The organism is Candidatus Methylomirabilota bacterium, assembly GCA_036002485.1.
Taxonomy (GTDB): Bacteria; Methylomirabilota; Methylomirabilia; order Rokubacteriales; family CSP1-6; genus AR37.
Genome location: DASYTI010000041.1, coordinates 11,227 through 35,236, shown reverse-complemented (window position 1 = coordinate 35,236; position 24,010 = coordinate 11,227). Strand labels below are relative to the sequence as shown.

Here is a 24,010-nt window from a genome sequence, read left to right as displayed (position 1 = left end):
AGCGCGAATCACTCGGTAGCGAGGGGGAAGGACCAGGGGCTGATCTGCTCGGCCGTGCGCCCGAGCGGATCCCATTCCTGCACGCGCGACCACACCGCCTCCCCCGCCTGCTGCGCCTGACTACGGAGCGCGGCGAGATCCACGCCGGGAATGACGCGATCGCGCATGCGAACGACGCCATCGACGATCACGGTCACCACGTCGTCCCCGATGCCACACTCGACCAGCGCCTTGATCGGATCGCGCACGGGACCGAAGCGCAGGCTGTCGCGGGTCTCGAGGTCGATGATCACGATGTCGGCCTTGGCGCCGGGCGCCAACCGGCCGAGATCGTCGCGGCCAACCGCGCGCGCGCCCCCGAGCGTGGCCGCCTCGAACACATCGGCGGCGGAGGCCGCGAAGAGGTTGTGGCTCACCACCTTGCCGACATAGGAGGCGACGCGCATCTGCATGATGAGATCCCGCGGGTACGTGTCGCTCCCCAGCGCCAGATTGATGCCGGCCGCCCGGTACTTCGGCCAGGAGTCCAGATACCGCGCGCGGCGTGCGATATTCACGGGGCAGTGCGACACCGTCACGCCGTACCGGCCCATCAGCTCGAGGTCTCGCCCGCCCGAGTAGTTCAGCAGCGCGTTCTCCGCCACCAGGTTGCCGTGGCCCACGGTGAGGTCGCGCCCGAGCAACCCCACGCTCTCCATCAGCTCCACCGGGGTCATGCGGTGCTCGCGCAGGGTCTCGTAGAACTCGATGACGTTGTAGGCGGCGTGGGTGACGATGGGCATCCCGAGCTCGTCGGCCGCCTTGCGGGTGGCGCGCAGGAGATCGAGGCTGCACGTCTCCACCTCCCGCGGGGCCAGGAGCCCACGGACGCGACCGCCTGCGGCGCCGTCGACGCGCTTGATGAAGGCGAGCGCGCTCTCGAACTCTTTCTGACCGGCGGCCTCGTTCAGCGCGCGCTTGAGTCGGCCGTGCTCGTCGCCGACCCAGCGGCCGGAGTCATAGCCCGCGCCGAGATATCCGCGAATGCCGAGCCGATCCACCTCGCTGAGGAGCGCCTCCTGCACCCGGAGCTGGCTGCCGAACTCCATGAAGGTGGTGATGCCGTTGCGCAGCATCTCGGCCACCGTGAAGGTGGCGAGCAATCGATTGCCCGCGTCCGCGTCGGTGTCCGTGGGCCGCGCGTAGCGGGGATCGCCCCCCACCCGCGTGCCCTCGCGCGGCACGGTGATCTCCAGGAAGGGCTGGCCGTAGAAGTCGGGCCGCCCCGTGTCGGTGATGAGCCGGTGCGAGGCGCGATGCCCGGAGTGCACGTGCGTGTCGATGAAGCCGGGCGACACCAGTCGGTCGCGGGCGTCGATCTCGGTGTCGACGGCGCCGTCGAAGCGGCGGCCGACATGCAGGACGCGGTCGTTCTCGTACACGACTACGCCATCAGGGGTGAGCGTGTGGGTGTGGCCAGAGAAGCCAACCACCCACCCGCCGCGGACGAGGGTTCTCATCGGCGAGTCAGGTAGGCCTTGGATAGCCGCAGTTCTTCACAATCCTGTCGAGGGCGGAGGAGGCGGCACGGCCATCGGGCGCCCCCTCACCCTGCCCTCTCCCCCGGTGGGGGAGAGGGATGAGAACGACGCGCTAGACGCTGAATCCGGAGGTACCCACCCAGCCCGTCTCCGAGACGTCGACCATGACGCCGTCGGGGCCGTTGTACTTCACCTCGACGTTGCCGTGCTTGTCCTTCCCATACCCGACACCGAGGGCCTCGTTGACGTCATGGCGCGGCTCCGAGCCCGCCGCGGCCAGCCGCTCGGCGATGGCCTCGAGGCTTTCGACCTGGAAGCCGATGTGATGGATGCCGCTGAAGCCCTTGCCGCGCTCCACTCCGGCCACCGCGTCATTCTTGAAATTCAGGATGGCCAGATTGAGGTCGCCGTCGCTGAGATAGTAGCCGCGGGCGTTGGGGCTGTCGATCTTGCCGATCTCCTTCATCCCGAACACGTCGATGTAGAACTTGGCGGTCTTGTCCACGTCCTGGGTCGACAGCGCGATGTGCTTGATCTTGGCCATGAGATCTCTCCTGTGGGATTGAGTTTCCCGCTACCCGGCTGCGTCCATCCTCGCCACTTGGCTCTTCCGCCAGTCCCCGCGCGAGACGAACCCCGGGCGGCTCCGGCAGATGTTCTCGGTCTGTCTCATGATCGTCTCGACGGGCGCCTCGATGTCGAACGGCTCGGCAAAGGGCTGGGGCGTGTGCCAGGGCGTGTCGACGAAGAGCTCGACCCGATTGCCCTCCGGGTCGGCAAAGTAGACCGACCAGGCATTGCCGTGGGTGACGATCCGGAACTCCTTGATCCCTTCCTCGCGCACCCGAGCGTGCATGCCCTGGAGATCGGCCAGGGTGGGCAGCTTGAAGGAGATCTGGTTCACCACATTGTAGTCGAGGCCGGGAGGCCGGCCGGTGACCAGCACGAGCTGATGGTGCTCGTCGGGGTCGCGGGACAGGAAAAGGAGCGTGGGTCCGTTCGGCAGATTCCCGCGGTCGCTCACGAGAAGGCCGAGCACGCGCGTGTAGAAGTCTTCCATGCGGGCCAGATCGGTCACGTGGATTCCGAAATGGCTGAACGAGACGGCCGCCTGTGTCGTCATCATCACCCCTCCACCATCGGCTTGCCTGCGAAGGCCTCGATCGGCTCGAGCCCTTCCCTCTGCACGTCGCGGATCATACCACGGTACCCCGGCCCCACGCTCTCGGGTAGTTGCCGGCCGCCTCGTGATTTTCAGACCCTTTGCGGTAGAATACACATCCCGGCAAACGGGCCCGGGGCGCGCTCCGCGGAGAACCCGCCTCCGGGAAGGCAGGCAGGACTCGCACGTAGCGAGACGAGAGGAGAGCATCGCATGGACAACCCGGCCCCGCCCCCCAGCAGCTCCGAGATCTCCGGTTCCCTGACCAAATGGGTCGACGAGATGCTGAACGTGATCAAGGCGATCACGACCCTGGGCGAGGAAAGTGCCCGACATCGCGCTCTCGCCGAATCCGCCCAGCGCGAGTATGCCAACCTGTGCGAGGAGGTGGCCAAGCTCCGCACCGACGTGGAGCGTATCGGCATGCTCGCGAGCTCGGCGGAGCGCCAGCGTGACGAGCTCCGTCAGGAAGTGGCCATGCTGCGCGCCGAGGTGGACCGCACCAGCATGCAGGCCAGCGCGGCGGAGCGCCAGCGTGACGAGGTCCGCGAGGAGGTCATCATGGTCCGCGCGGAGAACCACCGCCTGCGGACGGAGCGCGCCGAGGCCGGAGAGGCAGCCGCGAAGCTCCTGGGTGAGGTGAAGGATCTCGTCAATGAGGTCGCCCACAAGATCCAGGGGCCTCCCAGTGCGAGCCCGTTCGATCATGAGGCGAGGACGCCAAACCGCTGATCAGGCGGACCGCGCATGACACAAGAAGCTGGCTCGATGGATCCGCGTGACCTGGACGTCCGAGGGGCGGCCCTCCACGAGATCCGCGCCCGGCTCGACGAGCTGGTGGCCGCTCATCGGCGGACCGTGCAGCAGGAGCGCGTGAGCGCGTTCCGCGAGATGGCCGGCGAGCTGGCGCACGATTTCAACGACACGCTCTCCGGCCTCCTTGCCCGGGCCCAGATCCTCCTCGCCAATGTCCAGGACCCCCTGGTGCACCGCTCGCTCCGGATGATCGAGCAAGTCGTGCTCGAAGGCGCCTCGACCGTCCGCCGGCTCCAGGACTTCAGCCGCCGGCGCCCGGCCCGCCCCTTCGAGCCCGTGGACCTCAACCAGCTGGTGTCCGAGATCGTGACCTCGGCCCGCTCCCGCTGGAGCGAGCGGCTCGCCGCGCGCAACATCTCCGGCGAGGTCCACGCGGAGACGGCTCCGCTCCCCCTCGTCGCGGGTGACGCGGCGGAGCTCCGCCATGTCCTGACCACGATCGCCGACAATGCCCTCGACGCCATGCCCGACGGCGGAACCCTCACCTTCCGCACGAGCACGGAGGGTGAGCGCGTGGCCTGCCACGTCGCGGACACGGGCGCGGGCATGTCGGAGGAGGTCCGCCAGCGCATCTTCGATCCCTTCTTCACGACCAAGGGCGAGAAGGGACCGGATTTCGGCCTGAGCGGGGCCTACGCCATCGTGGACCGACACGGGGGCGAGCTCAGCGTCGAGAGCGAGACGGGCAAGGGCAGCACGTTCACCATCTGGCTGCCCCTGGCCCCCGCGTCGATGGAGCGCGCCCCGGAGCCGAACGTCACCGCGCCGGTCGCCGCCGCACGACCCTCCACGTCCGGAGCGCAGATCCTGCTCATCGCCGACGCCGAGGAGGTGCGCGAGGTGCTCCGCGATCTCCTGACCCGGCACGGTCACTCCGTGGTGGCGCGCGCGGATGGCAACTCCGGGCTCGCCGAGCTCGGGACCTGGACGTTTGACCTCGCCATGGTCGACCTGTCCCTGCCGGGCGTCTCCGGTCTCGAGGTGGCGGAGCAGCTCAAGCGCCGGTGCCCAGACACCACGGTGGCCCTGATGACCGGGTACTTCCACCGCATGCGCCCGGCCGACGCGCAGGCGAGGGGCGTGGATGTCGTCTTGCGCAAGCCCTTCGCGCTCGATCAGGTCCAGGCGATCGTGGATTCTGCCGTGTCTCGGAAGCGGTCTCCCGCTCCTGACGGGGACGGGACATGACAACGGCTGGACAGGGAGATGGATGATGCCAGATTCGCGTGGCATGTCCGGGCGTTCATTGCTCGCCGGCGCGGGCCTCGGTCTCGGCGCGTTCGCCGCTGAGGCGAGCACCTGGAGCCAGCCCTGGCACGTGGTGCGCGCGTTTCTCACCTTGTCGAAGGCGGAAGCCTAGCGAAGCGAGAAACGCGCTACGGAGGGGACGAGGCTCGGGTCAGGCGAGCAGCCCGGCCAGAATTCCCGTCAGAAACACGCCATCGAAGGTCCCGGCTCCGCCAATGGACACCATGGGGGCGCCCATGTGCGCCACCTTCCCGAGATTGAGCAAGTCGGCGCCGATGAGAGTGCCCATGGTGCCCGACACGTAGGCCACGGGCGGCGCGCGATGGTAGGCCAGGATGAGGGCAACCCCCGCCGCCAGCACCGGCGGGACCAGTATGGGCACCGCGATGCCGACGCCGGGGACCACATGGGCCAGCTGGTGGACAACCACCGCGACCACCGCGGTTCCGATGATCATGCGTCCCCGCAGGCGCAGCCGGAGAAAAAGGTAAATGGAAAGGAGGGCCGGGATCAGCGCGCCCCCCACATTGATGGCCACCACGGTCACGCCCGCGTGCCTCGCCTCGCGTGCCGGGTACGGAATCCCGTAGAGGCGCGTCGTTTGCGGGGCCACCGTCCGGCCGGCCGGTATCTGGTAGAGGGGAATGTTCACCCCACTCCCCACCAGGGTCAGCAGCATGATCAGGAACACGTAGCGCGGACGGATCCCGATCTTCTGGTACGCATAGGACAGCACCCGCAGCTCCACCAGCACCACCAGGACGACCAGGAGCACCACCAGAAGCAGGACGAGCAGGGGAACGGCCGCGGGCAGGAAAATCATGAGCCGATTATACGGGTGATCCCTCCCGGCTCACCAGCGAGGGATTCATGCGCGGGCGTTCTTACTGCTTCTGGACGACGACGCGCCCCTGAGCGTTCGTGAAGACGCGATAGCGGTTGCCGTCCTGACAGGAGGCGATGTAGTCATTCTCGCCTTGCTTGGTCGCCCCCACGACCTGTCCGCACGACATGCCCTGGAGCGCAATTACCGCAGTAAGATCCTTGAGGACGGCCGCGCTCTCCTGCGCCACCGCCGGGCCGGCCATGAGCGTCGCCGCGACACCGGCCAGGACCCATCCCTTCGCACGCGTGGTCATAGTGTGACTCCTCTTCCTTCATGAAAGCGTCGCGAACTTGGCGGGATCGGCGAGCAGACTCCAGATCGTCTCGCGCGACGTCACGATGTCTCGAGCCAGTGGCGCATCGCTGTCCTGCAGCAGAGAGAGCACCTTCATCATGAGCAGGTCGTACGATTGCCGGAGCTCCGCGAGCTTGGTTCCACCCTTGCCCTGGTGAAACGCTCGGAACTGGTCCAGCAGATCATCGACCTGATTCTTGAGGGAGAGCTTGGTGAAGATTCCGATCGCCTTCGTCTCCCGGAGTCGCTTCTCGAGTGACTTCAGATCCAGCGTGGGCGTCGCGGCCGGCTTGCTCGGGCTCGGCTCGGGACTTTTCTTCGCTCGAGGGGGCTCGCTGGGCGCGGGAGGGGCCGGAGCTTTCGGAGGCGTGACATCCTTCGGAGCCTTGACATCCGGAGGCGTCGCCTCGGGCCGACTCGGCGCGGTGGCCACGGGTGGTGCCGTCTCTTGCTTCGCCGGGCTGCCGCCATTGTCCTTTCCTGGAGGCTGCTCCGCCGGTGCCGATGCGATGGGCGCCTCCGTGGTCTTGGCCTCCGGTGAAACCGTCTCGCCCGGTGCCACCGGGGAGACCTGGGCAGGAGGCGCTTCGCGACCGATTGGCTGGATCTCTGCTACTCGCTCCTTTGAAGCGCAGCCCAGCGACACGAGCGCGGCAGCCAGGGCAAGCAGGCCCAGCATCGCCGTCAGACCCAGCGCGGCCCGGCCGGAGCGTTTCGGGTCGCCGATCACCTTTGTCATCCTTGGCGGACCTCACCTTCAGATTAGACCCTCGCGCTATTCGACGGCCACGCGATGGCGGAATTCACTGAAATCAATGATGCGGGTGGCGGGCCGAGACATGCTGGTCCGAAGATCGTTCGGGCTCAGCTGGACGGAAAGAGGGCGCCCAGCTCGGGCCTTCTGCGGGCGGATCAGTCCTACCTAGGAGGGCGAGCCGACTTCCTTCCTGACGGCGTCCTCGACCACCGTGCCCTTGAAGAAGTCCGGATTCATGGCCGTGTGGAGCCGCGCGGGGTTCGAGAACACGAACTCGCGCAGGTTCTGCTCGGTGATGAGGCCGTGCTCGACCAGCTCGTAGGCCTCCTCCAGCACCTCGGTCATGTCCACCACGTCGAAGTGCCCCACATCCGAGCTGAAGATCGGCCGGAGCCGGTGATTGCCGTGCCGGTCGAAGGCCCAGGCCGTCGTCACGTCGTCGGCCTCGCAGCCGAAGTAGAAGCGCTCCGAGACGTGCTGGCGCAGCTCCTGCGCCGAGGCGACGGGGAAGGACGCGAAGTCGTCGATCTGCTCCTTGTAGGCGCGCTCCGTCAGCTCCTCCGGCGTCTTGAACGCCTCCACGAGGCTGAGACAGCCCAGGAGCTCGTCCATCTTCTCCTCGTAGACTCGGCCGCCAAAGCGCGCGAAGAGATCCTTCAGCATCCGCACGTCGAGGTTGGTCGGCCGCACCTGGCTCTCCACGGCCTCCCGGCGCCGCTTTTCCCAGTGCCCCACCAGGTCCGTGAGCAGGTTGCAGGCCCAGCCCACCCCGCCCTCGAGGAAAGCGAAGCGGAGCTGGGGGAAGCGCTGGGTGACGCCGCCGAGGAGGAGCGCCTTGGCGAAGGCGTGGCTGGCATTGGCGAAGTGCCCGATGTGGTTGTAGGTAAAGTTGTGGATCGACTCGCGGCCGTTCCAGCCCATGCTCCCCGAATGGCCCGTCACGGCCACCTTCAGGTCCACGCAGGTCTTCCAGAACGGATCATAGTCATAGGGGCTCTCGAGGCCGAGCGAGTCGATGTACTGGCGCGCATGGGCCGTGGGATCGGCCACCTCGCGGCCGGCGGCCGGGACGGGACGGCGCACATGGTTGGCGATCATGATGACCTTGAGCCCGAGCTCGCGGACAGCGTAGGTCGCCTCCTCGATGGCCTCCTGGGGCGTATGTACGGGGACGACCGCGGCCGGCGTCATCCGCTTCGCATAGGGCCGGAACATCTCGGCGTTCATCCGGTTGACCGCGCGGGCCACGGAGCGGCGCAGCTCCTCGTCGGGATTGGAGACGAAGAACAAGCCCAGGGAGGTATAGACCAGCGCGAAATCGATCCCGAAGTCGTCGAGGCGCTCGTGGAAGAGGCTGGGCACCATGGCGGTGGCGCGATCGAGGGTATTGCCGGGCTCGCCCCACCACGTGGGCCGATGCGGCCGCTTGTCCATCCGCTCGGCCAGGGTCATCTCGTACCAGCTCGTGTCCTTGGCCTTCTTCAGAAACTTCTCGACGGCGGAGGCGCCTCCCACGTCACGGAGGTAGTCGAGAAAGATGGGAATGGGCTCGAGCCAGTGGCCGTCACCATCGATGACCGGATGATCGAGCCGCTTGCGGACCGCCGCTGACTTCGAATCCGTGGAGTAGGCCATGACGTTTCCCCCTGAGTGGGTTCTAGAACACGGGCAGACTGAAGTCAAGCTTGGTCCTGGGTCAAGTTGCGAGGCGTGTCTACTCAGCCCTCGCCTCGGGGTTGCACCCCTCAGCTCGAAGGGCCACGCCCGGGGGAGCCAGCTTTGCCTAGCGTACCTGTATGTACGTTGAGCGTCGCTGGCGACCGAGAGCGTGGCATTTCGAGCTGAGCGGCTCCGCCGCGAGGCGAGAGCTGAGTAAATGTGGCGAAGCAAATTGGCCCAGGACCCGCGTTGACAGGGGCGCTCGGGTTGGTGTGTAGTGGGAGCCCCATCCGGCTCGAACGGCTCGGCTCACCACCGTGGCAGGCCCCAACGAGAGGACAGACGCGATGATGCAGAGGACGCGAAGCGGAGTCCGATCCCTGACCCTCCTCACTCTGGCCATCCTGCTGGGGGCCAGCCCCGCGCACCCCGCCGCCGATGCGGAGGGCGAGCTCATCGTCGCGCTCCCCGACGACACCACGAACATGGACCCGCGCATCGGCATGGGCTCCATTCGCTCCACGTACATCCGACAGGTCTACGAGAGCCTCGTGGATGTCGACGTCCGCGGCAAGCCGGGGCCAGGCCTGGCCCTGTCCTGGAAGGCCGTGAGCCCGTTGGCCTGGGAGTTCACCCTGCGCCCGGGCGTCACCTTCCACAATGGCGAGCCTTTCAACGCCGACACCGTGCTCTTCAACCTCGACCGCATGTTTCGGCGCAATCTGGATCGCTGGGGCGTCAAGGACGTGGCCGCCGCCACCTCCTTCGAGAAGGCCTTCCCGTTCGTGACGCGATGGGAAAAGGTCAACGACCTCACGGTACGGATTCACACGAGCGATCCCTCCCCCAACCTCTGGGATTTCATCGGCCGGGAGCCGCTCGTCCCCAAGGACTACACGATCAAGAACGGGGTCGACGCGCTCAACGACCGCGCGGTGGGGACGGGACCCTGGAAGCTGGTGGAGTGGAAGCGCAAGGACTCCATGCGGCTCGAGCGAAACTCCGCCTACTGGGGCGTCCCGCCGCAGTTCGCCCGCCTGCGACTCCAGGTCATCCCGGAAGCGGGGGCGAGGGTCGCCGCCCTGCGGGCGGGCCAGGTCGGTCTCGTGGACGCGGTGCTCCCGCTCGACGCCACCGTGCTGGCGCGTGATCCCACCGTGAAGATCGTCAGCAGCCCGCAGAAGCTCCACTGCCGCCTGTACCTCAACGGGCGGACCAAGGATGCCTTCGACTCCGGCGGCCGGGATGGGCTCTTCACGGACGCGCGCGTCCGCATGGCTTTCAATCTCGCCGTCAATCGCGATGCCATCATCAAGAAGGTCTTCCATGGCTATGCCCTGGCCAATGCCTCACCCGTCTCCAGCGTCTCCCAAGGATACGCGGCGCAAGAGCCATACGCCTACGACATCGCGCGGGCCAAGGCCATGCTGTCGGAGTCGGGCTGGCGGGATCGCGGCGGACGGGGCGTCCTCGAGAAGGACGGCACGCCCCTGGCCCTCCAGCTCCTTTTCCCGAGCAAGCACTACGGGCAGGCCTTCGACGAGGTGACGCTGGCCGTGGCCGAGATGCTGAAGGGCCTCGGGGTCCAGGTCACCATCAAGCCCATCGACTTCGCCACGCTGCTGCAGACGCTGACTAAGGGTACCCTGCCCCATGACGGTGGGTTCACGGGCTGCCGGACCAGCAACAACCTGGACGCTGACGACTACCTGCGGGACTGGACGGCGCTCTCACTGATCAACTGGGCGCCGTATCCGCCGGAGCTCCTCGATCTCTACAAGGCCACCCGGCGGGAGCTCGACCCACGCAAGCGCCTCACCCTCCTTGCCGATCTCCAGCGCAGCGTCCGCGATTGGGCCCCCGTCGTGGCGCTCTACCAGGAAATCAAGATCTATGCCCACAGCCCTCGGGTCGTCAACTTCACGCCCCTGACCGAGCTCAACATGGACTTCCGCGGAGTGACCCTGACGAAGTAGCGGGCCGGGATGCCGCGCTTTCTCCTGCGTCGGCTGCTCCACACCCTCTTCGTCGTCTGGGGTGTGGTGACCGCGGTGTTCTTTCTCGTCCGCCTCACCGGCGATCCCACCGCGCTCCTCGTCGATCCTTCGGCCACCCAGGCGGAGATCGCTCATACCCGTCACCTTCTGGGGCTCGACCGCCCGTGGCATGTCCAGTACCTGGACTTCCTCGTCGCCATGCTGCGGGGGGATTTCGGGCAGTCGATCCAGCAGCGGCGCCCGGCCATGCCGCTCGTGCTCGAGCATCTCTGGCCGGCCACCGTCGAGCTGGCCGTGGCGGCCACCATGCTCTCCACGCTGCTCGCCATCCCGCTCGGCATCGTGGCCGCCACCCATCAGAATCGAGCGCCCGACCATCTCAGTCGCCTCGCTTCGCTGTTTCTCCAGTCCATGCCGAGCTTCTGGCTCGGGCTCGTGCTCATCCTTCTCTTCGCCGTCCAGCTGAACGGGCTCTTGCCCGCGTACGGCGCGGGAACGTGGCGACACCTGATCCTGCCCGCGGTGACGCTGGCCGCGGCCCCCCTCGCCCAGAATGTGCGTCTTCTCCGCGCCGGGCTGCTGGATGTCCTGCCCCAGGACTACATCCGCACCGCGCGCGCCAAGGGACTGCCGGAGCGCCTCATCCTCTATCGACACGCGATCTGGAACACGGCCATCCCGTTCCTGACCGTCACGGGTCTGTCCGTGGGCTTCATGCTCAGCGGCGCCATCGTGATCGAGACCGTCTTCTCGTGGCCGGGGCTCGGGCGCCTCATCGTCCAGGCTATACCGGGCCGCGACTTTCCCGTCATCCAGGCCGGCGTCTTCGTCTTCGCCCTGATCTTCGTGCTCGTCAACCTTGCCGTGGACCTCCTCTACGCGGTGGTCGATCCGCGGGTCCGGCTTTCCTGATGCCGCGCGCGGGCGCCGCGCGGCGGCTGGGTCGTGACGGCGCGGCCATCCTCGGCCTGCTCGCGCTGGCCGCGGCCTTGATCGCTGCCGTCATGGCGCCCGTCCTGTCGCCGGCGGATCCCGTGACGAACGATCTGCTCGGACGCTTGTCGCCTCCCATGTGGCTCGAGGGTGGGGACCGCGCGCATCCGCTCGGGACCGATACCCTGGGCCGCGACGTCCTGAGCCGGCTCCTCTATGGCGCGCGCGTCTCGCTCTGGATCGGGCTCACCGCGGTGATGATCGGGGCGATCCTGGGCGTGCCGATCGGGCTCTGGACCGGCTACCGCGGTGGGTGGTCCGACGACCTCTTCATGCGGCTCGGCGACATCCAGCTGGCCTTTCCCGTGCTCTTGCTCGGCATCGCCCTCCTCGCCGTGCTCGGGGCCAGCCTGGCCAACCTGATCCTCGTGCTCGGCGTCAGCGGGTGGATCACCTATGCGCGCATCGTGCGCGGCGAGACGCTCTCGCTCAAGGAGCGCGGCTTCGTGGAGGCCGCCCGTGCCCTGGGGGCGGCGGACCGATACCTGATCTTCCGTCACATCCTTCCGAATGTCTGGGCGCCCATCGTGGTCGTGGCGACCTTCTCCATCGCGCGCGTGATCATCGCCGAGGCATCGTTGAGCTTTCTCGGCCTCGGCCTGCCGCCACCGGCGCCGAGCTGGGGGGCCATGCTGGACGAGGGGCGCAACTACCTCACCACGGGCTGGTGGCTCGCCCTCTTCCCGGGACTGGCCATCCTCGTGGTCGTCCTTGGCATCAACCTCGTGGGGGACTGGCTCCGCGATCTGCTCGATCCGCGTCTCGAGCGCGGGATCTAGGTAGCTCGGAGGGGGGCTCCGCCCCCCTTCCGAAGCCTCCCCCCGACGCCGTGCGAGCCGCAGGACGTCGTGGGGCTGGGGCCCCACCGTCCGAGGCGAGCAATCTGAGAACTGCGCCGGCGAAGCCGGCGCTCGAAGCGGAACATTCCTGCTCGCGAGGGCATGGGAATTACTCGGATAGACATCTAGGCGGCTGCCCATGGCACATGGTTTGCCTCTTACCGCTAGGACGCCCAGAACCGGGTCTGAAAGACCCCCGGACTGCACAGGATTGTCACCGGCGGTGACGGAGGTGCGCACATGGAGCCACTTGAAGCCCCCATAGGCCCGCGGATAGACGGACCGAGCCCTTTCAAGCGGCCCGCTCCCGGCGGGCCTCCGGCTGCGCCTCGAGCCACGAGCATGGGCGCGTCCGCGCCCGCCGTTCGACTCGTCACCAGCGTTCCTCCTGCGCCGCCCGCATCACCAGCCTCCCCCGCGACGACCGTGGCGGCCGCGCCCGCGAGCACCGAGCAGCAGCAGCTCGAGGCGCAGAGCCGGCGAGGCGCGTTCTGGTTCTACTGGATCGCTTCGCTGTCGCTCGTCAACTCGGTCCTGGCCTTCGCCGGGCAGGACTGGCGATTCATCATCGGGCTTGGCATGACCCAGATCGTCGACGCGCTGGCCGCTCGGGCGGGCCGCGGCTGGACGGCCGCGCTTCTCTTCGACGGGCCCCTGATCGGCGGCTTCGTGCTGCTCGGCACCCGCGCGGTTCGCGGACATGCCTGGGCCTTCCTCCTGGGCGTCAGTCTCTATGGGCTCGACGGTCTCATCTCCGTTCTCGCCCACGACTGGCTGGGCCTGGGCTTCCACGTCTTCGTGGTGATCATGATTCTCAAGGGCTTTCAGGCCGCGCGTCACCTCGCGGCGCGAGCGAGCTGAGCACCGCGCTTCCCCACGTCGCTGTGCTCGAGCGCGGCTCGAGCGGAAGGGAGCTTCCATGACTCGCCATCGTCTCGTTCGCCGTGTCTTCGCCGCCACCGCCGTGCTCGCCGTGCTCATCATGGCCACGCCGGTCCTGTCTCAGCAGCCCCCGAGCCAGGAGCAGCTGGCCCGCGACATCCTCGCCCTCGCCTGGCAACGCGGACCGACGGAGGGACGCGTGGGCAGCCTGGCCACCATCAAGGTCCCGGAGGGCCAGGCTTTCCTCGATGGCCCCAACACGCGCCGGTTTCTCGAGCTGAACCGGAATCCGCCGCGCGACAATCACTTCACGCTGTCGGCGCAGGACTTCTCGTGGTTCGCCGTCTTCTACTTCGAGGACACCGGATACGTCAAGGACGACGAGAAGCTGGATCCGGATGCCCTCCTCAAGTCGCTCAAGGAAAGCGACGGCCCGGGCAACAAGGAGCGCGAGCGCCTGGGCATGCCCCCGATCTATACAGAAGGCTGGACGGTGGCGCCCCACTACGATCTCAACACCAAGCGGTTGGAGTGGGGTGTGCGGCTCCGCACGGGGAGCGGCCGTACCGTCGTCAACTACACCACGCGTATTCTCAGCCGCCGAGGGGTCATGCACGTGACCCTCGTCTCCGACCCCGAGAGCCTCAATCAGAACACCGCCGTGTTTAAGACATCGCTCATCGCCTACGACTTCGTGCCGGGCGAGCGCTACGCGGAGTTCAGGTCGGGCGATCGGGTCGCGCAATTCGGGCTGGGGGCCTTGGTCCTCGGTGGCGCGGCCGCGGTGGCCATGAAGACCGGGGCGGGCAAGGCGCTCGGCAAGTTCCTGATCTTCGGCGCGGTCGCCGCGGGCGGAACGATCCTCGCCTTTCTCCGCAAGCTCTTTCGCCGGGGGTAGTCCGCCGTGCTGGACCAGGTGCGGAGCTCCGACTACGTCATCTGGATCGTCGCTCTGCTCCTGTACGTCTGGGATTCGGCGATCCTGCTGTCGCCGCGTCATCTCCTCCTCGTGGAGGCGGGACGCCGCCGCTTCGCCACCGTCTTCAGCGAGAGCCCCTTCACCATTGCCGGACGGGTGCTCGCCTTCAGCCCACTCGTCTTCCCGTATCGCGGCGCCTTCATCGCTCCCTGGGGCCGGCGCTGGGTCGACTCCGCCGCGCTCCAGGCGGCCCTGGAGGCCGTGGAAGAGCTCAGAGGCTCGCTCCTGGTCGTGCGAGTGCTTGCCACCTGGGCCTTCCTGCTGCTCTTCGTCCTCGCCCCCGCCCTCACTCTCTCCATGGGCCCCAATGCCGCGGTGGTCTACACGGCCATCGGTGTGTATCCGACCACCCTCACCGCCATCGTCGTGCTCTGGTGTCAGCGTCGACGTCTGCGCCTCACCACTGCGCGGGCGGCCTGGCTGAGCCTCGACCTCCTTGTCTGTCCGGCCTTCCTCCCCAACCTCGTCCGCAAGATCACCACCCCTCAGCCCATCGAGGCCGACGGAGCCCAGGTGCTCTTCGCCACCGCGGCCTCCGACGTCAAGGAGCGATTCCTCTCACGCCTCGAGAGCCAGACCGAGGACCTGATCGATGAGACGAGCCCGGACGGGCCCGAGCAGGAGCAGCTCCGCTCCTATCTCGCCACCGTGAAAGCCGCGCAATGAGCGCGGCCGAGCTGCTCACGATCGTCTTCGGCCTCCTGCTCGGGTACGGAATCATCTCGCGGTGGCTGGGCCGGCGGGGATCCCGGAGTCGCGATGTCGTGACTGGAGAAGACGCGACCGGCTTCGACGGTCCCCACCACGAATGGGTCCGGGCGCACTGCCACGAGATCCTCGGAGTCAGCCCGGACGCACCCTTCGAGGCCATCTACTCCGCGTACCGGTCCAAGGTGCAGCAATACCACCCGGACCGGACCGAGGGGCTGGGGCCCGAGCTCAGGTCACTGGCGGCACGGAAGATCGAAGACCTGAACGCGGCCTACACGTGGGCCATGCGCTCGCATTCCGGCGCGTAGGAGCCCCTGGCAGGTTACTGAAAAAGGCCCATCTGATTCGTTGGCGCCCTCGGCTGCTGGGTTTTTTGAGCAACCTGCGGGTTCTTCAGCAGCCTGCTAGTGCAGTGTCCCGGAGATTCGAGACCCAGCCATGGGACAACTTCTCCCTCGTAACTTCGGTGCCAAACGTGGGTCCCGAACTTACAGGACAGTGCACTAGACGCCGGCTGTCGTCTGGGGATCGATGTAGTCGGGCCGCACGGCATAGGGATAGGGCCCCTCGACCGTCCGGCCTTCGGCGAAGCGGCGGAGGCTGAACGGCTCGATGTCGACGGTCTTGGCGCACCCCTCGGTGACGAGCTCTGCCATGCACATGCCGACGGCGGGCGCGATCTTGAACCCGGAGCCGCTGAAGGCGGTGGCGAGCAGCAGACCGTCAAGTCCGTTCACTCGTCCCAGGATCGCGTGGCGATCCGCGCTGTACCCATCGAAGGCCCGGTATCCGCGGGCCAAGGTCGCGCGCTCCATCGACGGAATGCGATGCATGAGAAGCCGGGCGCCGAGATCGGACGCCTGCGGAGGCAGGCCGGTTCCCAGGGTGTCCGGCTCGATGTCCCACTCCTGACACGGGACACCCACGAGGGTCAGCCCGCCCGCCTCCGGGCGAAAGTAGTTTCCCTGGACATTGTCGATGAAGATCATGTGCGGGTCGCGAAGCTCGGGGGGTCGCGTCACGGCGACCGTGTCAATGGCCTTGGGCCGCGCGGGAAGGGCCAGGCCGAACTCCTGACACAGCCGCGTCGACCACGCGCCGGCCGCAACGATCACGCTGCCCGCGTCGATGCGTCCGGCCGAGGTCTCGACCCCGGTCACCCGGCTCTCCTCGCAGACCACGCGCGTCACCGCCGTCCACGGGAGAATGCGCGCGCCGAGCTCTGTGGCCCGCCGGCGGAAACCCTCGACGGTCTCCGCGGGATTCGCATAGCCGCTCTCCGGCTCATAGGCGGCCGCGCCGACATCGTCGACATGGGCGAAGGGCTGGAGCTCCTTCAGCTCTTGGCCCGTGAGGGCGGTCGTATTGACTCCCAGGCCCTGGAGCATCTCGACGTTGAGCCGCAGGTTGTCCGCGTACCGCGGCGCCACGACATTCACGAAGCCGGTATGGGTGAAGACCGGGGGGCCACCCATGAGCTCGGTCCAGTGCTTGAACACGGGGAAGCTGGCCCAGGCCAGCCGGGCGTCCCATTCGTTCGTGTAGTGCATGCGAACAAGCGCGCTCGATCGTCCCGAGGCGCCGCTGGCCAGAGCGCCCTTCTCGACCAGCACGACTTTCACGCCCCGCGCGGCCAGCGCATAGGCGATGCTGGCGCCGTTCACGCCCCCGCCCACCACCACCACGTCAGCCGTCTGGCTCACCGCGTCGCCCGCATGCCGGGCATGTTACCCCAGCTCGGTAGAGTCGGAGCGTAGCCGAATTTTACGATCTGCGGGACCGGTGGGCGGCGGCGGCTTGCAATCATCGATCATTCAAGCATTCGTGCCCGCGGTATGGATGATGCTTCCTGAACTGTCTCCATGAGGAAGTGTCGGAAGAATTGAAGGAGGAGGCACTAAAGCCATGAAACGCGCCGCATCAGTGACGACAACGCACCGCCGCACCATAGACGAGCTCGACATCGACCTCCTCGCCACCCTCGAGGAGCGAGACAAGCGGCTGTACGCGATTCTGAGCAAGACCACCCGCTACCGGAACATTCTGACGGGCGAAATCAAGCGCCTCCGTGCCGGGAGCGCACCCGAAGTAGTTCGAGCTCTCGTCGGCCAGTGGGACTATCTCCGCCGGGAGATCAAGCGCCTGGCCCAAGACCTCTAGCAGGCGGGCAGGCGGCTGAAAAAGGCCCATCTGCTTCGTTGGCGACTGCGGCGGCACCCGCTCAACGTACAGCAAGTACGCCTCGGGGTGCCGCCGCAGTCGCCGCCTCGCATCTGGACCTTTTTGAGCCGCCTGCGAGTTCTTGAGCACTCCTTTGGAGGCTCGTTGAGTCACGCGGCGGCCAGAGTGTAGGAGATTCTTACAGTTCGTAGCTGAGTTCGAGCTCACGCTCCTGCCTACCCCTTGACTGCGTCTCACCCGCGGGCGAGTATCGAGGCGTGCACTTCGGGATCTTCGTCGAGGAAATTCGTTACGGGGCGAATCAAGTCGAGTCGTTCCGGGACATCTTCGAGCAGGCCGACCGGGCCGAGGCCTGGGGCATCGACTGCGTCTGGCTCGGGGAGATCCATTTCACCCCTGCTCGCTCGGTGATCTCCGCCTCGCTTCAGGTGGCCAGCTCCATCGCCACGCGCACGCGCCGAGTCCGGGTGGGCACGGCCGTCCAGGTCCTTCCCTTGAACCATCCGCTGCGCATCGCCGAAGAGGTCGCGACCATCGACCATATCAGCGAGGGCCGCTTCGAGTTCGGGATTGGCCGGAGCGGCGTCGTGCGCTCGTATGACACCTACGGCGTGCCCTATGGCGAGAGCCAGGCCCGCTTCCGCGAAGGGCTCGAGATCATCCGGCAGGCCTGGAAGGGAGAGCCCTTCAGCTACGAGGGCGAGTTCTATCGCGTGCAGAACGCCACTGTGGCCCCTCGTCCGTATCAGGTGCCGCATCCGCCCATTCGCATGGCCGCCACCAGCGAAGAGACGTTTCCCGCGGCCGGCCGGCTGGGCTTGCCCATCTTCATCGGGCTCCGCGCCACGGAGATCCCCGATCTGCAGGCGCAGCTCGCGCCGTACCGGCAAGCTTGGCGCGAGGCGGACCATCCCGGTGAACCCAGCGTTTATCTGCGCATCCCCGTCTACGTCTCCACCACCGCCGAGGGAGCTCGGGAGGAGCCTCGCGAGAGCCTCGCCGCCTTCTTCGCCCGCCAGACCGAACTCGCCCGCTCGGCGGTGGGTCGGGCTGGGGCTGGTCCCGCCGACCGGCGGCGATTTCAGGCCGAGCGTATGGCCAACCTCTCGTATGACGACATCCTCGCGAAAAAAGTGGTGTTCGGGACCGCCGCTGGCGTGATCGATCGTCTGGCCGAGCTGCGAGAAGAGCTCGGGCTGGACGGTATCGTGGCCGAGCTGAATCCGGGCGGCCGCATTCCCCCGGAGCTGGAAACGCGAAGCCTCCAGATCCTGACGCACGAGGTGATGCCCGCGTTCAAGTGAGTCGGGTCCACCATGGGCTCGTTCCACCAAGAGGGAGGACGTAGCGATGATCGAGGTTCGTCGGCTGGGCCCGCAGATAGGCGCCGAGATCCATGGGGTCGACGTCAAGACGCTCGACGACGGGGGCTTCGCGGCGATCTACCGGGCGTGGCTCGATGCCAACGTCCTCGTGGTGCCGGGCCAGGAGCTCCAGATCGAAGACTTCCTGCGCTACAGCCGCCGCTTCGGGATCGTGCACCCCCATCCGTCGAAGATGACGCGCCATCCGGACTTCCCCGAGATCACCCTGCTGGGCGTGAACAAGTTCGGCCCGGACGGCCAGCTCGACCAGGCGATCTATCGACGGGGCGCGGAGGGATGGCACACCGACGGCGCCTACGATCAAGAACCGTTCAAGGCGACCCAGCTCTATGCCCTCGCCGTGCCGACCACGGGGGGCGACACGTTCTTCGCCAGCATGTACGCGGCCTACGAGGCGCTGCCGCCCCGGCTCAAGCAGCGCCTCGAAGGACGGAAGGGAGCCTTCACCTACGGTGGCCGCCGCAAGGCCACGGCCCTCCTCAACGAGGAGGACCGCGACTGGACGCCCGTCTTCCACCCGATCATCCGCACCCATCCCGAGACGGGGCGCAAGAGCCTCTACTTCGATCCCGGCAAGATCCTGCGCATCGAGGGCGTCGACGCGCGGGAGAGCGACGAGTTGATCGATGAGCTGACCGGCTACATGATCCAGCCCGGCGGCGAGTACCGCCACAAGTGGCGCAAGGGCGACATCGTCATCTGGGACAACCGATGCTCGTACCACAAAGCCGCGGGCGACTACCCGCCCGAGGAAGACCGCATCCACTGGCGCGTCTCGATCAAGGAGCGCTCCGCCGCGGGCCCGCGCGCGTCCGCCTAGCATGCGCGCCATCGACATTCACGCCCATCTCGTCCCGCCGTCGCTGTGGCGGGCCGCCGAGGCCGGGAAGGAATGGTACGGCTACCGGCACGAGCCCGGCGAAGGCCTCGGCGTCATGGTGGGCAATGGCAAGCGCACCGGCTTCAGCTCGCCCAAGGTGCGCTTCACCATCGAAGAGCGATTGAACGACATGGACGCGCAGGGGGTAGACGTGCAGGTGGTCTCGATCCACACCCCGTTCTTCGGCTACCACCTCGAGCCCGCGCAGGGCCGCCAGCTCGCCCGCGAGGTCAACGACGAAATCGCGGGCCTGACCCGCCAGTCGCCCCAGCGCTTCGCGGGCCTCGCCACCCTGCCCGTGCAGGACGTCAAGGCGGCCATCGACGAGCTGGAGCGTGCCGTCACCGTGCTCGGCCTCAAGGGCGCCGAGCTCGACACGAACGTGAACGGCGAGCAATGGGACGAACCGAAGTTCCTGCCGCTCTTCAAGGCCGCCGAGGCCATGGGCGCCGTCCTCTTCTTCCATCCGCAGCCGCAGCACAACTTCCTGATGCAGCGCACCCCCCGCGACGGGCTCTTCAACAGCCTCGGCGTCATCCTCGACGACGCCATCGTCGTGGCCATCCTGATCTCCGGCGGCGTGCTGGAGGCGTGTCCGGATCTCCGGGTGTGCATCGCCCACGGCGGCGGCCCCGCGTGCTTCGCCATGGGCCGGCTCGATCGCGGGTGGCAAAGCCGTCCGGAGGCTCGACGCATCCCGCAGCCGCCCAGCACGTATCAGCGCCGCCTCTATTACGACTCCGTGACGGGCAGCGAAGAGGCTCTCCGGTTCCTGCTCGATCAGGTGGGCGCCGACCGCGTGGTGCTGGGCAGCGACTGGCCGTTCGTTTCGTGGCATCCCTCGCCCGTGGCCTGGGTACAGGGGCTCAAGAGCCTCAGCCAGGACGAGAAAGAGCGAATCCTCTGGCGCAATCTCGAAGCCCTGCTCGGCTTGAAGTAGGTCAGCCCCGTCACCTGAAGCCGCCGTCGCTCTCGGAACACGGGAGAACAATCCGCGTGAAAGTCTCGTTCGGTATCAGCCTGAGCCCGGGCACTCCACTCCTGCCCGAGAAGGACAAGCAGCGGTTCATGGATCTGGCCAAGATGGCCGACGACTACGGGGCCGAGGCCCTCGGGACCTACGACACCGCGTTCATCGGGGGCGACGCCTATGTCAGGGCCACCCTGCTCGCTCTCGCCTCCTCGCGGGCCCGCGTGGGACTCCGTCCCACGAATCCCCTCACCCGCGAGCCGCAGGTCATGGCCTCCTTCCTGGCTTCCATCGACAGCCTGACGGGTGGCCGCGCCTTCATGGACATCGCCAGCGGTGACAGCGGCGTGCTCAACATCGGCTACCGCGTCGCCTCCCGCGCGCGCATCGAGGACTACGTGCGCTGCGTGCGCGACCTCATCGCCAGGGGCGAGGGCGCGTATCAGGGCCGCCCGCAGCGAGTCCGCTGGGCGTCCACGGTGGTCCGCCCGCGCATTCCCATCTCGATCTGCGCCGAGGGGCCGAAGATGCTCCACCTGGGCGGGCGGATCGGTGACGGTGTCATCGCCGGCACCGGCCTGCTCCCCGAAGTCATCCAGGGCACCATCGCCCGGATCCACGCGGGGGCCCGCGAGGCGGGTCGCGACCCGTCCGACGTCGACATCTGGTTCACCACGCGGACATCGCTCGACGAGGACCGCGAGAAGGCCGTCCAGAACGTGAAGGCCTCGGTGTCGTCCATCCTGAACCACTCGATGCGCTTCGGCCTCGAGGACAAGCACGTCCCGGAGGACTTGAAGTCCAAGATCCAGACCTATGTCGACGGCTACGAGCTCTATGACCACGTGCTCCAGGAAGGCCGGAATCCCAAGTGGATGGACCAGCTCGGGCTGACCCAGTACGCCCTCGAGCGCTTCGCCCTCGCCGGCAACGCCCACGACTGGATCGCCCGCATCGAGCAGATCGCCCAGGCGGGCGCCCGCAAGATCTGGGTCGGCCTGCGCGCGGACAGCATGGACCGCCAGGCGCACTACATGCGCATCCTCGGCGAGCAGATCATGGCCCGCTTCGTCAGCTAGGCTCGAGACTCCCGCCCGCCGGCAAGCAGAAGGCGAAGGTGCTGCCCTTGCCTTCCTGGCTCTCGGCCCAGATGCGGCCGCCGTGGGCCTCGATGATACTCTTCGTGATGGCGAGACCGAGCCCGGTCCCCGGGATCTCGCTGGTGGCCTGGCTCTTCACTCGATAGAACTTGTCGAAGACATGGGGCAGGTCCGCGGCGGGAATGCCGATGCCCGTGTCCGTCAAAGTGACGACCACCGCCGGGACAGACGCGCCCGCGGAGTGAGAGGAGTCGCTCATGGAGACGGCAATCGCTACCGAGCTGCCGGGCCGTGAGTACTTCAGCGCATTGCCGACGAGATTGAGCAGAGCCTGCTTGATCCGACTGGGGTTCGCGGACACGGGAACCTGCGAAGGCATCTCGACGGTGATCGCGATGTCCTCGGCCTCGGCCTGCGGCTGCAAGGTAGCCACCACGTCGGCCACGAGGGGGTTGAGGTCCACCTCCTCCGTGGGGCGATCGAGGCCGGCCTCGATCTTGCCGAGGTCGAGCAAGTCGGTGATCAGCTCCGTCATGTAGTCGGACGTCTTCATGATGCGCTCGCACCACGTGGCAAAGCGCGGATCGGCAGGCCCCGCCCGGAGCAGGAGCTGGGCGGTCGCGTAGATTACGGTCAGCGGGTTCTTCAAGTCATGAGACACCGACCGCACGATTTCGTCCTTCAGGTTCTCGAGCTCTTTGAGCAGGGTGATGTCCCGCAGGATGGCCGCGAGCCCCACCATCTCGCCATAGGGCGTGCTCACGGGCACCACGCTCGCCTGGGCCGTGCGGCCGTCGGGCAGGGCCACCTCGCCCGTCCCCGGGCGGCCCGCCTCCAGCAGCGCACGGAGCGGCTCCTTGGTCAGCGCGTCAGGCAGCGGGAGGCCGGTGATGGCCTCGGGCTCGAGCTGCAACATCGATCTGACGGCGGGATTGGCGAGGAGCACGATGCCGTCCTGGTTGGCCATGACCACGGCGTCCTGCATGCTGCCGACCACCGCGGCCAGCGTGCTCCGCTCATCGGCCAGGGCCTGATAGGCGCGCGATGTCTCCAGCGCGGCGGAGAGGCCGGCGGCCATGAGCGAGGCCATCTGAATGTCGTCGGGCGTATAGGTGGCGGGCCCGCGGGCGGCAAAGCACAGCGCCCCCAGCACGTCTCCGCCCCGCCGTACCGGCGCGATCAGCACCGCACGGAGGCCGAGTTCGACCCAGCCTCGCTCGAGCTCGGTCATGTGATCCAGCTCGGCGCCGAGGTCGCCGCTCAGGATCACTCGACCCGACCGTATGGCGAGCCCGGGCAGACCCTCGTCGAGCGGGAACGGCCCGACGGGGGACGCCCCCGACGCCCCGCCGACGAGCGAGTGGACGAGGTACCCCTTGCCATCGGTGTCCGTGAGGCAAAGGGCGAGGTAGTCGCACGCGAGGGCTTCGCCCGCCTGATCGGCGAGGGTCTGGAAGAGATGACTAGGGATGGGAGACGCGGAAAGCGCGACGAGGATCTCGCACAGCCGCGTGAGGCGCTTGGAGATGCTCACGTTGCCGGGAGCTCGTCCGCGCAGTGGACTCGGGTAAGGGCCGCCAGCTCCAGGCCGTCCGGCACCGGGTCGATGGGCCCGACGAGCGTGCGGTGGCGGATCCTGCCCTGCTTGTCGATGAGGAAGATGCCCTGCTCCAGTGCCGTGGTCGCGTGATGGTGGAGGCGACGCACGAAGTTGCGGTTCATCACGTCGAGCCAGGCGCCGCGAATCTGGGCCTCGCCGTCTCCGGTGGTGAAGGCGCGGGCGAAGCTCACCACCGCCGTGCGCGTGGCCTCCAGCGCTCCCCGGTCCCCCAATCCGTAGATCGCGTAGAGCCGCTTGTCGGGATCGCAGACGAATGGATAGGGGACCCCGGCCAGCCCGAAGAATCTCCGCGCGCTCTCGAGAAGGTTAGGCGCCACCTGGATCACTTCGGTCTCCGCGGCGCGCAGAGTCTCGTATCCCTGGATGATCCCTTGCATGTAGCTCCGGCAGAAGGGGCAGGTGAAGCCCCGCGAGAACCAGATGACCACGTTTCGACGCCCGCGATAGGCGGCGAGATCGACCGTGCCTCCCTGGACCGAGGGCAGCGTGAACTGCGGCGCCCTTTCGCCTGCCGCGGTCTGGAGAGCCGCAGACATCATGGATTGTCCTGGAGCAAGCGCTGGACGAGGCGCTGGAGATCGTCGATGGCAAAGGGCTTGCGCAGGACGGGGACGCCGGTCTTTTTGAGAAAGCTCGCGTACTCGACGGGCTCGGTCGTCCCACTCACGAAGGCGATCCGACGGAGCAGACCCGGGTTCCGCTGGTCGAGCTCCCGATAGAGTCCCACGCCGTCGAGCTCGGGCATCCTAAGGTCGCTCAGGATGGCCTCGTAGGCGCAAGCGGAGACCTTTTCCAGCGCCTCCCGACCATTCTTGGCGGTATCGACCTCGTGGCCTTCCAGGGCCAAAGCCTCGGCAATGAGCAGCGTCACCAGAGGCTCGTCATCAACGACCAGGATACGGTGACGACGGATCTGGGCGGCGGACGCATGCTCGGAGGACATTGGCCAGGTTCTCCCAGACAACTGTATTCAAGGGCCAGGCCATTCCTGAAACCTCGAAAACCCAAGGGCTTGCGGACGCTTCCCCGGGCATTCTCGTTCCGAAAATCGTCACTGGTGGCCTTCCTGGGCACCCGTGTCACATTGTGAGACCTGACCACCCCGGAGGGGTAGACTGAGGCCGGCTTTC

Annotated in this window: 25 protein-coding genes; 14 read left to right on the top strand and 11 right to left on the bottom strand. The window is 67.3% G+C overall.

Annotation, left to right across the window (positions count from 1 at the left end; translation table 11 throughout):
- Positions 1 to 8 precede the first annotated feature (8 nt).
- The 3 genes from VGT00_04985 to VGT00_04975 form a co-directional block, all read right to left on the bottom strand.
- On the bottom strand, positions 9 to 1,499 hold the full coding sequence (locus VGT00_04985; protein ID HEV8530749.1) for a chlorohydrolase family protein: 1,491 nt from the start codon (positions 1,497 to 1,499) through the stop codon (positions 9 to 11).
- A 133-nt stretch (positions 1,500 to 1,632) separates the two neighbouring features.
- Positions 1,633 to 2,064, bottom strand: coding sequence for a VOC family protein (locus tag VGT00_04980; GenBank protein HEV8530748.1), 432 nt, complete (start codon positions 2,062 to 2,064; stop codon positions 1,633 to 1,635).
- A gap of 30 nt (positions 2,065 to 2,094) precedes the next feature.
- The gene (locus VGT00_04975; GenBank protein ID HEV8530747.1) at positions 2,095 to 2,646 is read right to left on the bottom strand and encodes a VOC family protein; all 552 of its coding nucleotides are present in this window, start codon (positions 2,644 to 2,646) and stop codon (positions 2,095 to 2,097) included.
- Between the two features lie 249 nt (positions 2,647 to 2,895).
- On the opposite strand from VGT00_04975, the gene VGT00_04970 reads away from it, so the two are divergent.
- Entirely contained in the window at positions 2,896 to 3,414 is a 519-nt protein-coding gene (locus VGT00_04970; GenBank protein HEV8530746.1) for a hypothetical protein, read from the top strand.
- 36 nt (positions 3,415 to 3,450) lie between these two features.
- Complete coding sequence (locus VGT00_04965; GenBank protein ID HEV8530745.1) at positions 3,451 to 4,686, top strand: ATP-binding protein; 1,236 nt, start codon at positions 3,451 to 3,453, stop codon at positions 4,684 to 4,686.
- Between the two features lie 211 nt (positions 4,687 to 4,897).
- Here the strand turns inward: VGT00_04965 and VGT00_04960 are convergent, their stop codons facing one another.
- From VGT00_04960 to VGT00_04945, 4 genes are all read right to left on the bottom strand, one after another.
- Positions 4,898 to 5,569, bottom strand: coding sequence for a DUF1614 domain-containing protein (locus VGT00_04960; GenBank protein HEV8530744.1), 672 nt, complete (start codon positions 5,567 to 5,569; stop codon positions 4,898 to 4,900).
- Positions 5,570 to 5,630: 61 nt separating this feature from the next.
- The gene (locus VGT00_04955; protein HEV8530743.1) at positions 5,631 to 5,885 is read right to left on the bottom strand and encodes a hypothetical protein; all 255 of its coding nucleotides are present in this window, start codon (positions 5,883 to 5,885) and stop codon (positions 5,631 to 5,633) included.
- Positions 5,886 to 5,903: 18 nt separating this feature from the next.
- Entirely contained in the window at positions 5,904 to 6,665 is a 762-nt protein-coding gene (locus VGT00_04950; protein HEV8530742.1) for a hypothetical protein, read from the bottom strand.
- Between the two features lie 183 nt (positions 6,666 to 6,848).
- Positions 6,849 to 8,318 carry an amidohydrolase family protein gene (locus VGT00_04945; protein ID HEV8530741.1) on the bottom strand — a complete coding sequence of 490 codons (1,470 nt, stop codon included), beginning with the start codon at positions 8,316 to 8,318 and terminating at the stop codon, positions 6,849 to 6,851.
- Positions 8,319 to 8,689: 371 nt separating this feature from the next.
- Here VGT00_04945 and VGT00_04940 point away from each other — a divergent pair, with 371 nt between their 5' ends.
- The 7 genes from VGT00_04940 to VGT00_04910 all read left to right on the top strand — a co-directional run bounded on the left by VGT00_04940 (position 8,690) and on the right by VGT00_04910 (position 15,051).
- Positions 8,690 to 10,318 carry an ABC transporter substrate-binding protein gene (locus VGT00_04940; protein HEV8530740.1) on the top strand — a complete coding sequence of 543 codons (1,629 nt, stop codon included), beginning with the start codon at positions 8,690 to 8,692 and terminating at the stop codon, positions 10,316 to 10,318.
- A 9-nt stretch (positions 10,319 to 10,327) separates the two neighbouring features.
- Complete coding sequence (locus tag VGT00_04935; protein HEV8530739.1) at positions 10,328 to 11,251, top strand: ABC transporter permease; 924 nt, start codon at positions 10,328 to 10,330, stop codon at positions 11,249 to 11,251.
- Complete coding sequence (locus VGT00_04930) at positions 11,251 to 12,111, top strand: ABC transporter permease (protein HEV8530738.1); 861 nt, start codon at positions 11,251 to 11,253, stop codon at positions 12,109 to 12,111. The genes VGT00_04935 and VGT00_04930 overlap by 1 nt, the downstream gene beginning before the upstream one ends.
- Before the next feature lie 486 nt (positions 12,112 to 12,597).
- Positions 12,598 to 13,032 carry a hypothetical protein gene (locus VGT00_04925; protein HEV8530737.1) on the top strand — a complete coding sequence of 145 codons (435 nt, stop codon included), beginning with the start codon at positions 12,598 to 12,600 and terminating at the stop codon, positions 13,030 to 13,032.
- 58 nt (positions 13,033 to 13,090) lie between these two features.
- The gene (locus tag VGT00_04920) at positions 13,091 to 13,951 is read left to right on the top strand and encodes a DUF2167 domain-containing protein (GenBank protein HEV8530736.1); all 861 of its coding nucleotides are present in this window, start codon (positions 13,091 to 13,093) and stop codon (positions 13,949 to 13,951) included.
- 6 nt (positions 13,952 to 13,957) lie between these two features.
- Complete coding sequence (locus VGT00_04915) at positions 13,958 to 14,698, top strand: hypothetical protein (protein HEV8530735.1); 741 nt, start codon at positions 13,958 to 13,960, stop codon at positions 14,696 to 14,698.
- Complete coding sequence (locus VGT00_04910; protein ID HEV8530734.1) at positions 14,695 to 15,051, top strand: J domain-containing protein; 357 nt, start codon at positions 14,695 to 14,697, stop codon at positions 15,049 to 15,051. Before VGT00_04915 ends, VGT00_04910 begins: the two co-directional genes overlap by 4 nt.
- Before the next feature lie 195 nt (positions 15,052 to 15,246).
- Here VGT00_04910 and VGT00_04905 read toward each other — a convergent pair whose 3' ends face one another.
- On the bottom strand, positions 15,247 to 16,446 hold the full coding sequence (locus tag VGT00_04905; protein ID HEV8530733.1) for an FAD-binding oxidoreductase: 1,200 nt from the start codon (positions 16,444 to 16,446) through the stop codon (positions 15,247 to 15,249).
- 202 nt (positions 16,447 to 16,648) lie between these two features.
- On the opposite strand from VGT00_04905, the gene VGT00_04900 reads away from it, so the two are divergent.
- From VGT00_04900 to VGT00_04880, 5 genes are all read left to right on the top strand, one after another.
- The gene (locus tag VGT00_04900; GenBank protein ID HEV8530732.1) at positions 16,649 to 16,903 is read left to right on the top strand and encodes a hypothetical protein; all 255 of its coding nucleotides are present in this window, start codon (positions 16,649 to 16,651) and stop codon (positions 16,901 to 16,903) included.
- 278 nt (positions 16,904 to 17,181) lie between these two features.
- Entirely contained in the window at positions 17,182 to 18,228 is a 1,047-nt protein-coding gene (locus VGT00_04895) for an LLM class flavin-dependent oxidoreductase (protein ID HEV8530731.1), read from the top strand.
- Positions 18,229 to 18,274: 46 nt separating this feature from the next.
- Positions 18,275 to 19,129: a TauD/TfdA family dioxygenase gene (locus tag VGT00_04890; GenBank protein ID HEV8530730.1), complete on the top strand. Its 855-nt coding sequence runs from the start codon at positions 18,275 to 18,277 to the stop codon at positions 19,127 to 19,129.
- Between the two features lies 1 nt (position 19,130).
- Complete coding sequence (locus VGT00_04885; protein ID HEV8530729.1) at positions 19,131 to 20,129, top strand: amidohydrolase family protein; 999 nt, start codon at positions 19,131 to 19,133, stop codon at positions 20,127 to 20,129.
- A gap of 56 nt (positions 20,130 to 20,185) precedes the next feature.
- The gene (locus VGT00_04880) at positions 20,186 to 21,238 is read left to right on the top strand and encodes an LLM class flavin-dependent oxidoreductase (GenBank protein HEV8530728.1); all 1,053 of its coding nucleotides are present in this window, start codon (positions 20,186 to 20,188) and stop codon (positions 21,236 to 21,238) included.
- Here the strand turns inward: VGT00_04880 and VGT00_04875 are convergent.
- From VGT00_04875 to VGT00_04865, 3 genes are read right to left on the bottom strand one after another with little or no spacing between them, the layout of a single operon-like run.
- Positions 21,231 to 22,793: an ATP-binding protein gene (locus VGT00_04875; protein ID HEV8530727.1), complete on the bottom strand. Its 1,563-nt coding sequence runs from the start codon at positions 22,791 to 22,793 to the stop codon at positions 21,231 to 21,233. The two genes, VGT00_04880 and VGT00_04875, sit on opposite strands and share 8 nt — an antisense overlap.
- Entirely contained in the window at positions 22,790 to 23,419 is a 630-nt protein-coding gene (locus VGT00_04870) for a peroxiredoxin-like family protein (GenBank protein HEV8530726.1), read from the bottom strand. Before VGT00_04870 ends, VGT00_04875 begins: the two co-directional genes overlap by 4 nt.
- Positions 23,416 to 23,823: a response regulator gene (locus VGT00_04865; protein HEV8530725.1), complete on the bottom strand. Its 408-nt coding sequence runs from the start codon at positions 23,821 to 23,823 to the stop codon at positions 23,416 to 23,418. Before VGT00_04865 ends, VGT00_04870 begins: the two co-directional genes overlap by 4 nt.
- Positions 23,824 to 24,010: the final 187 nt, after the last annotated feature.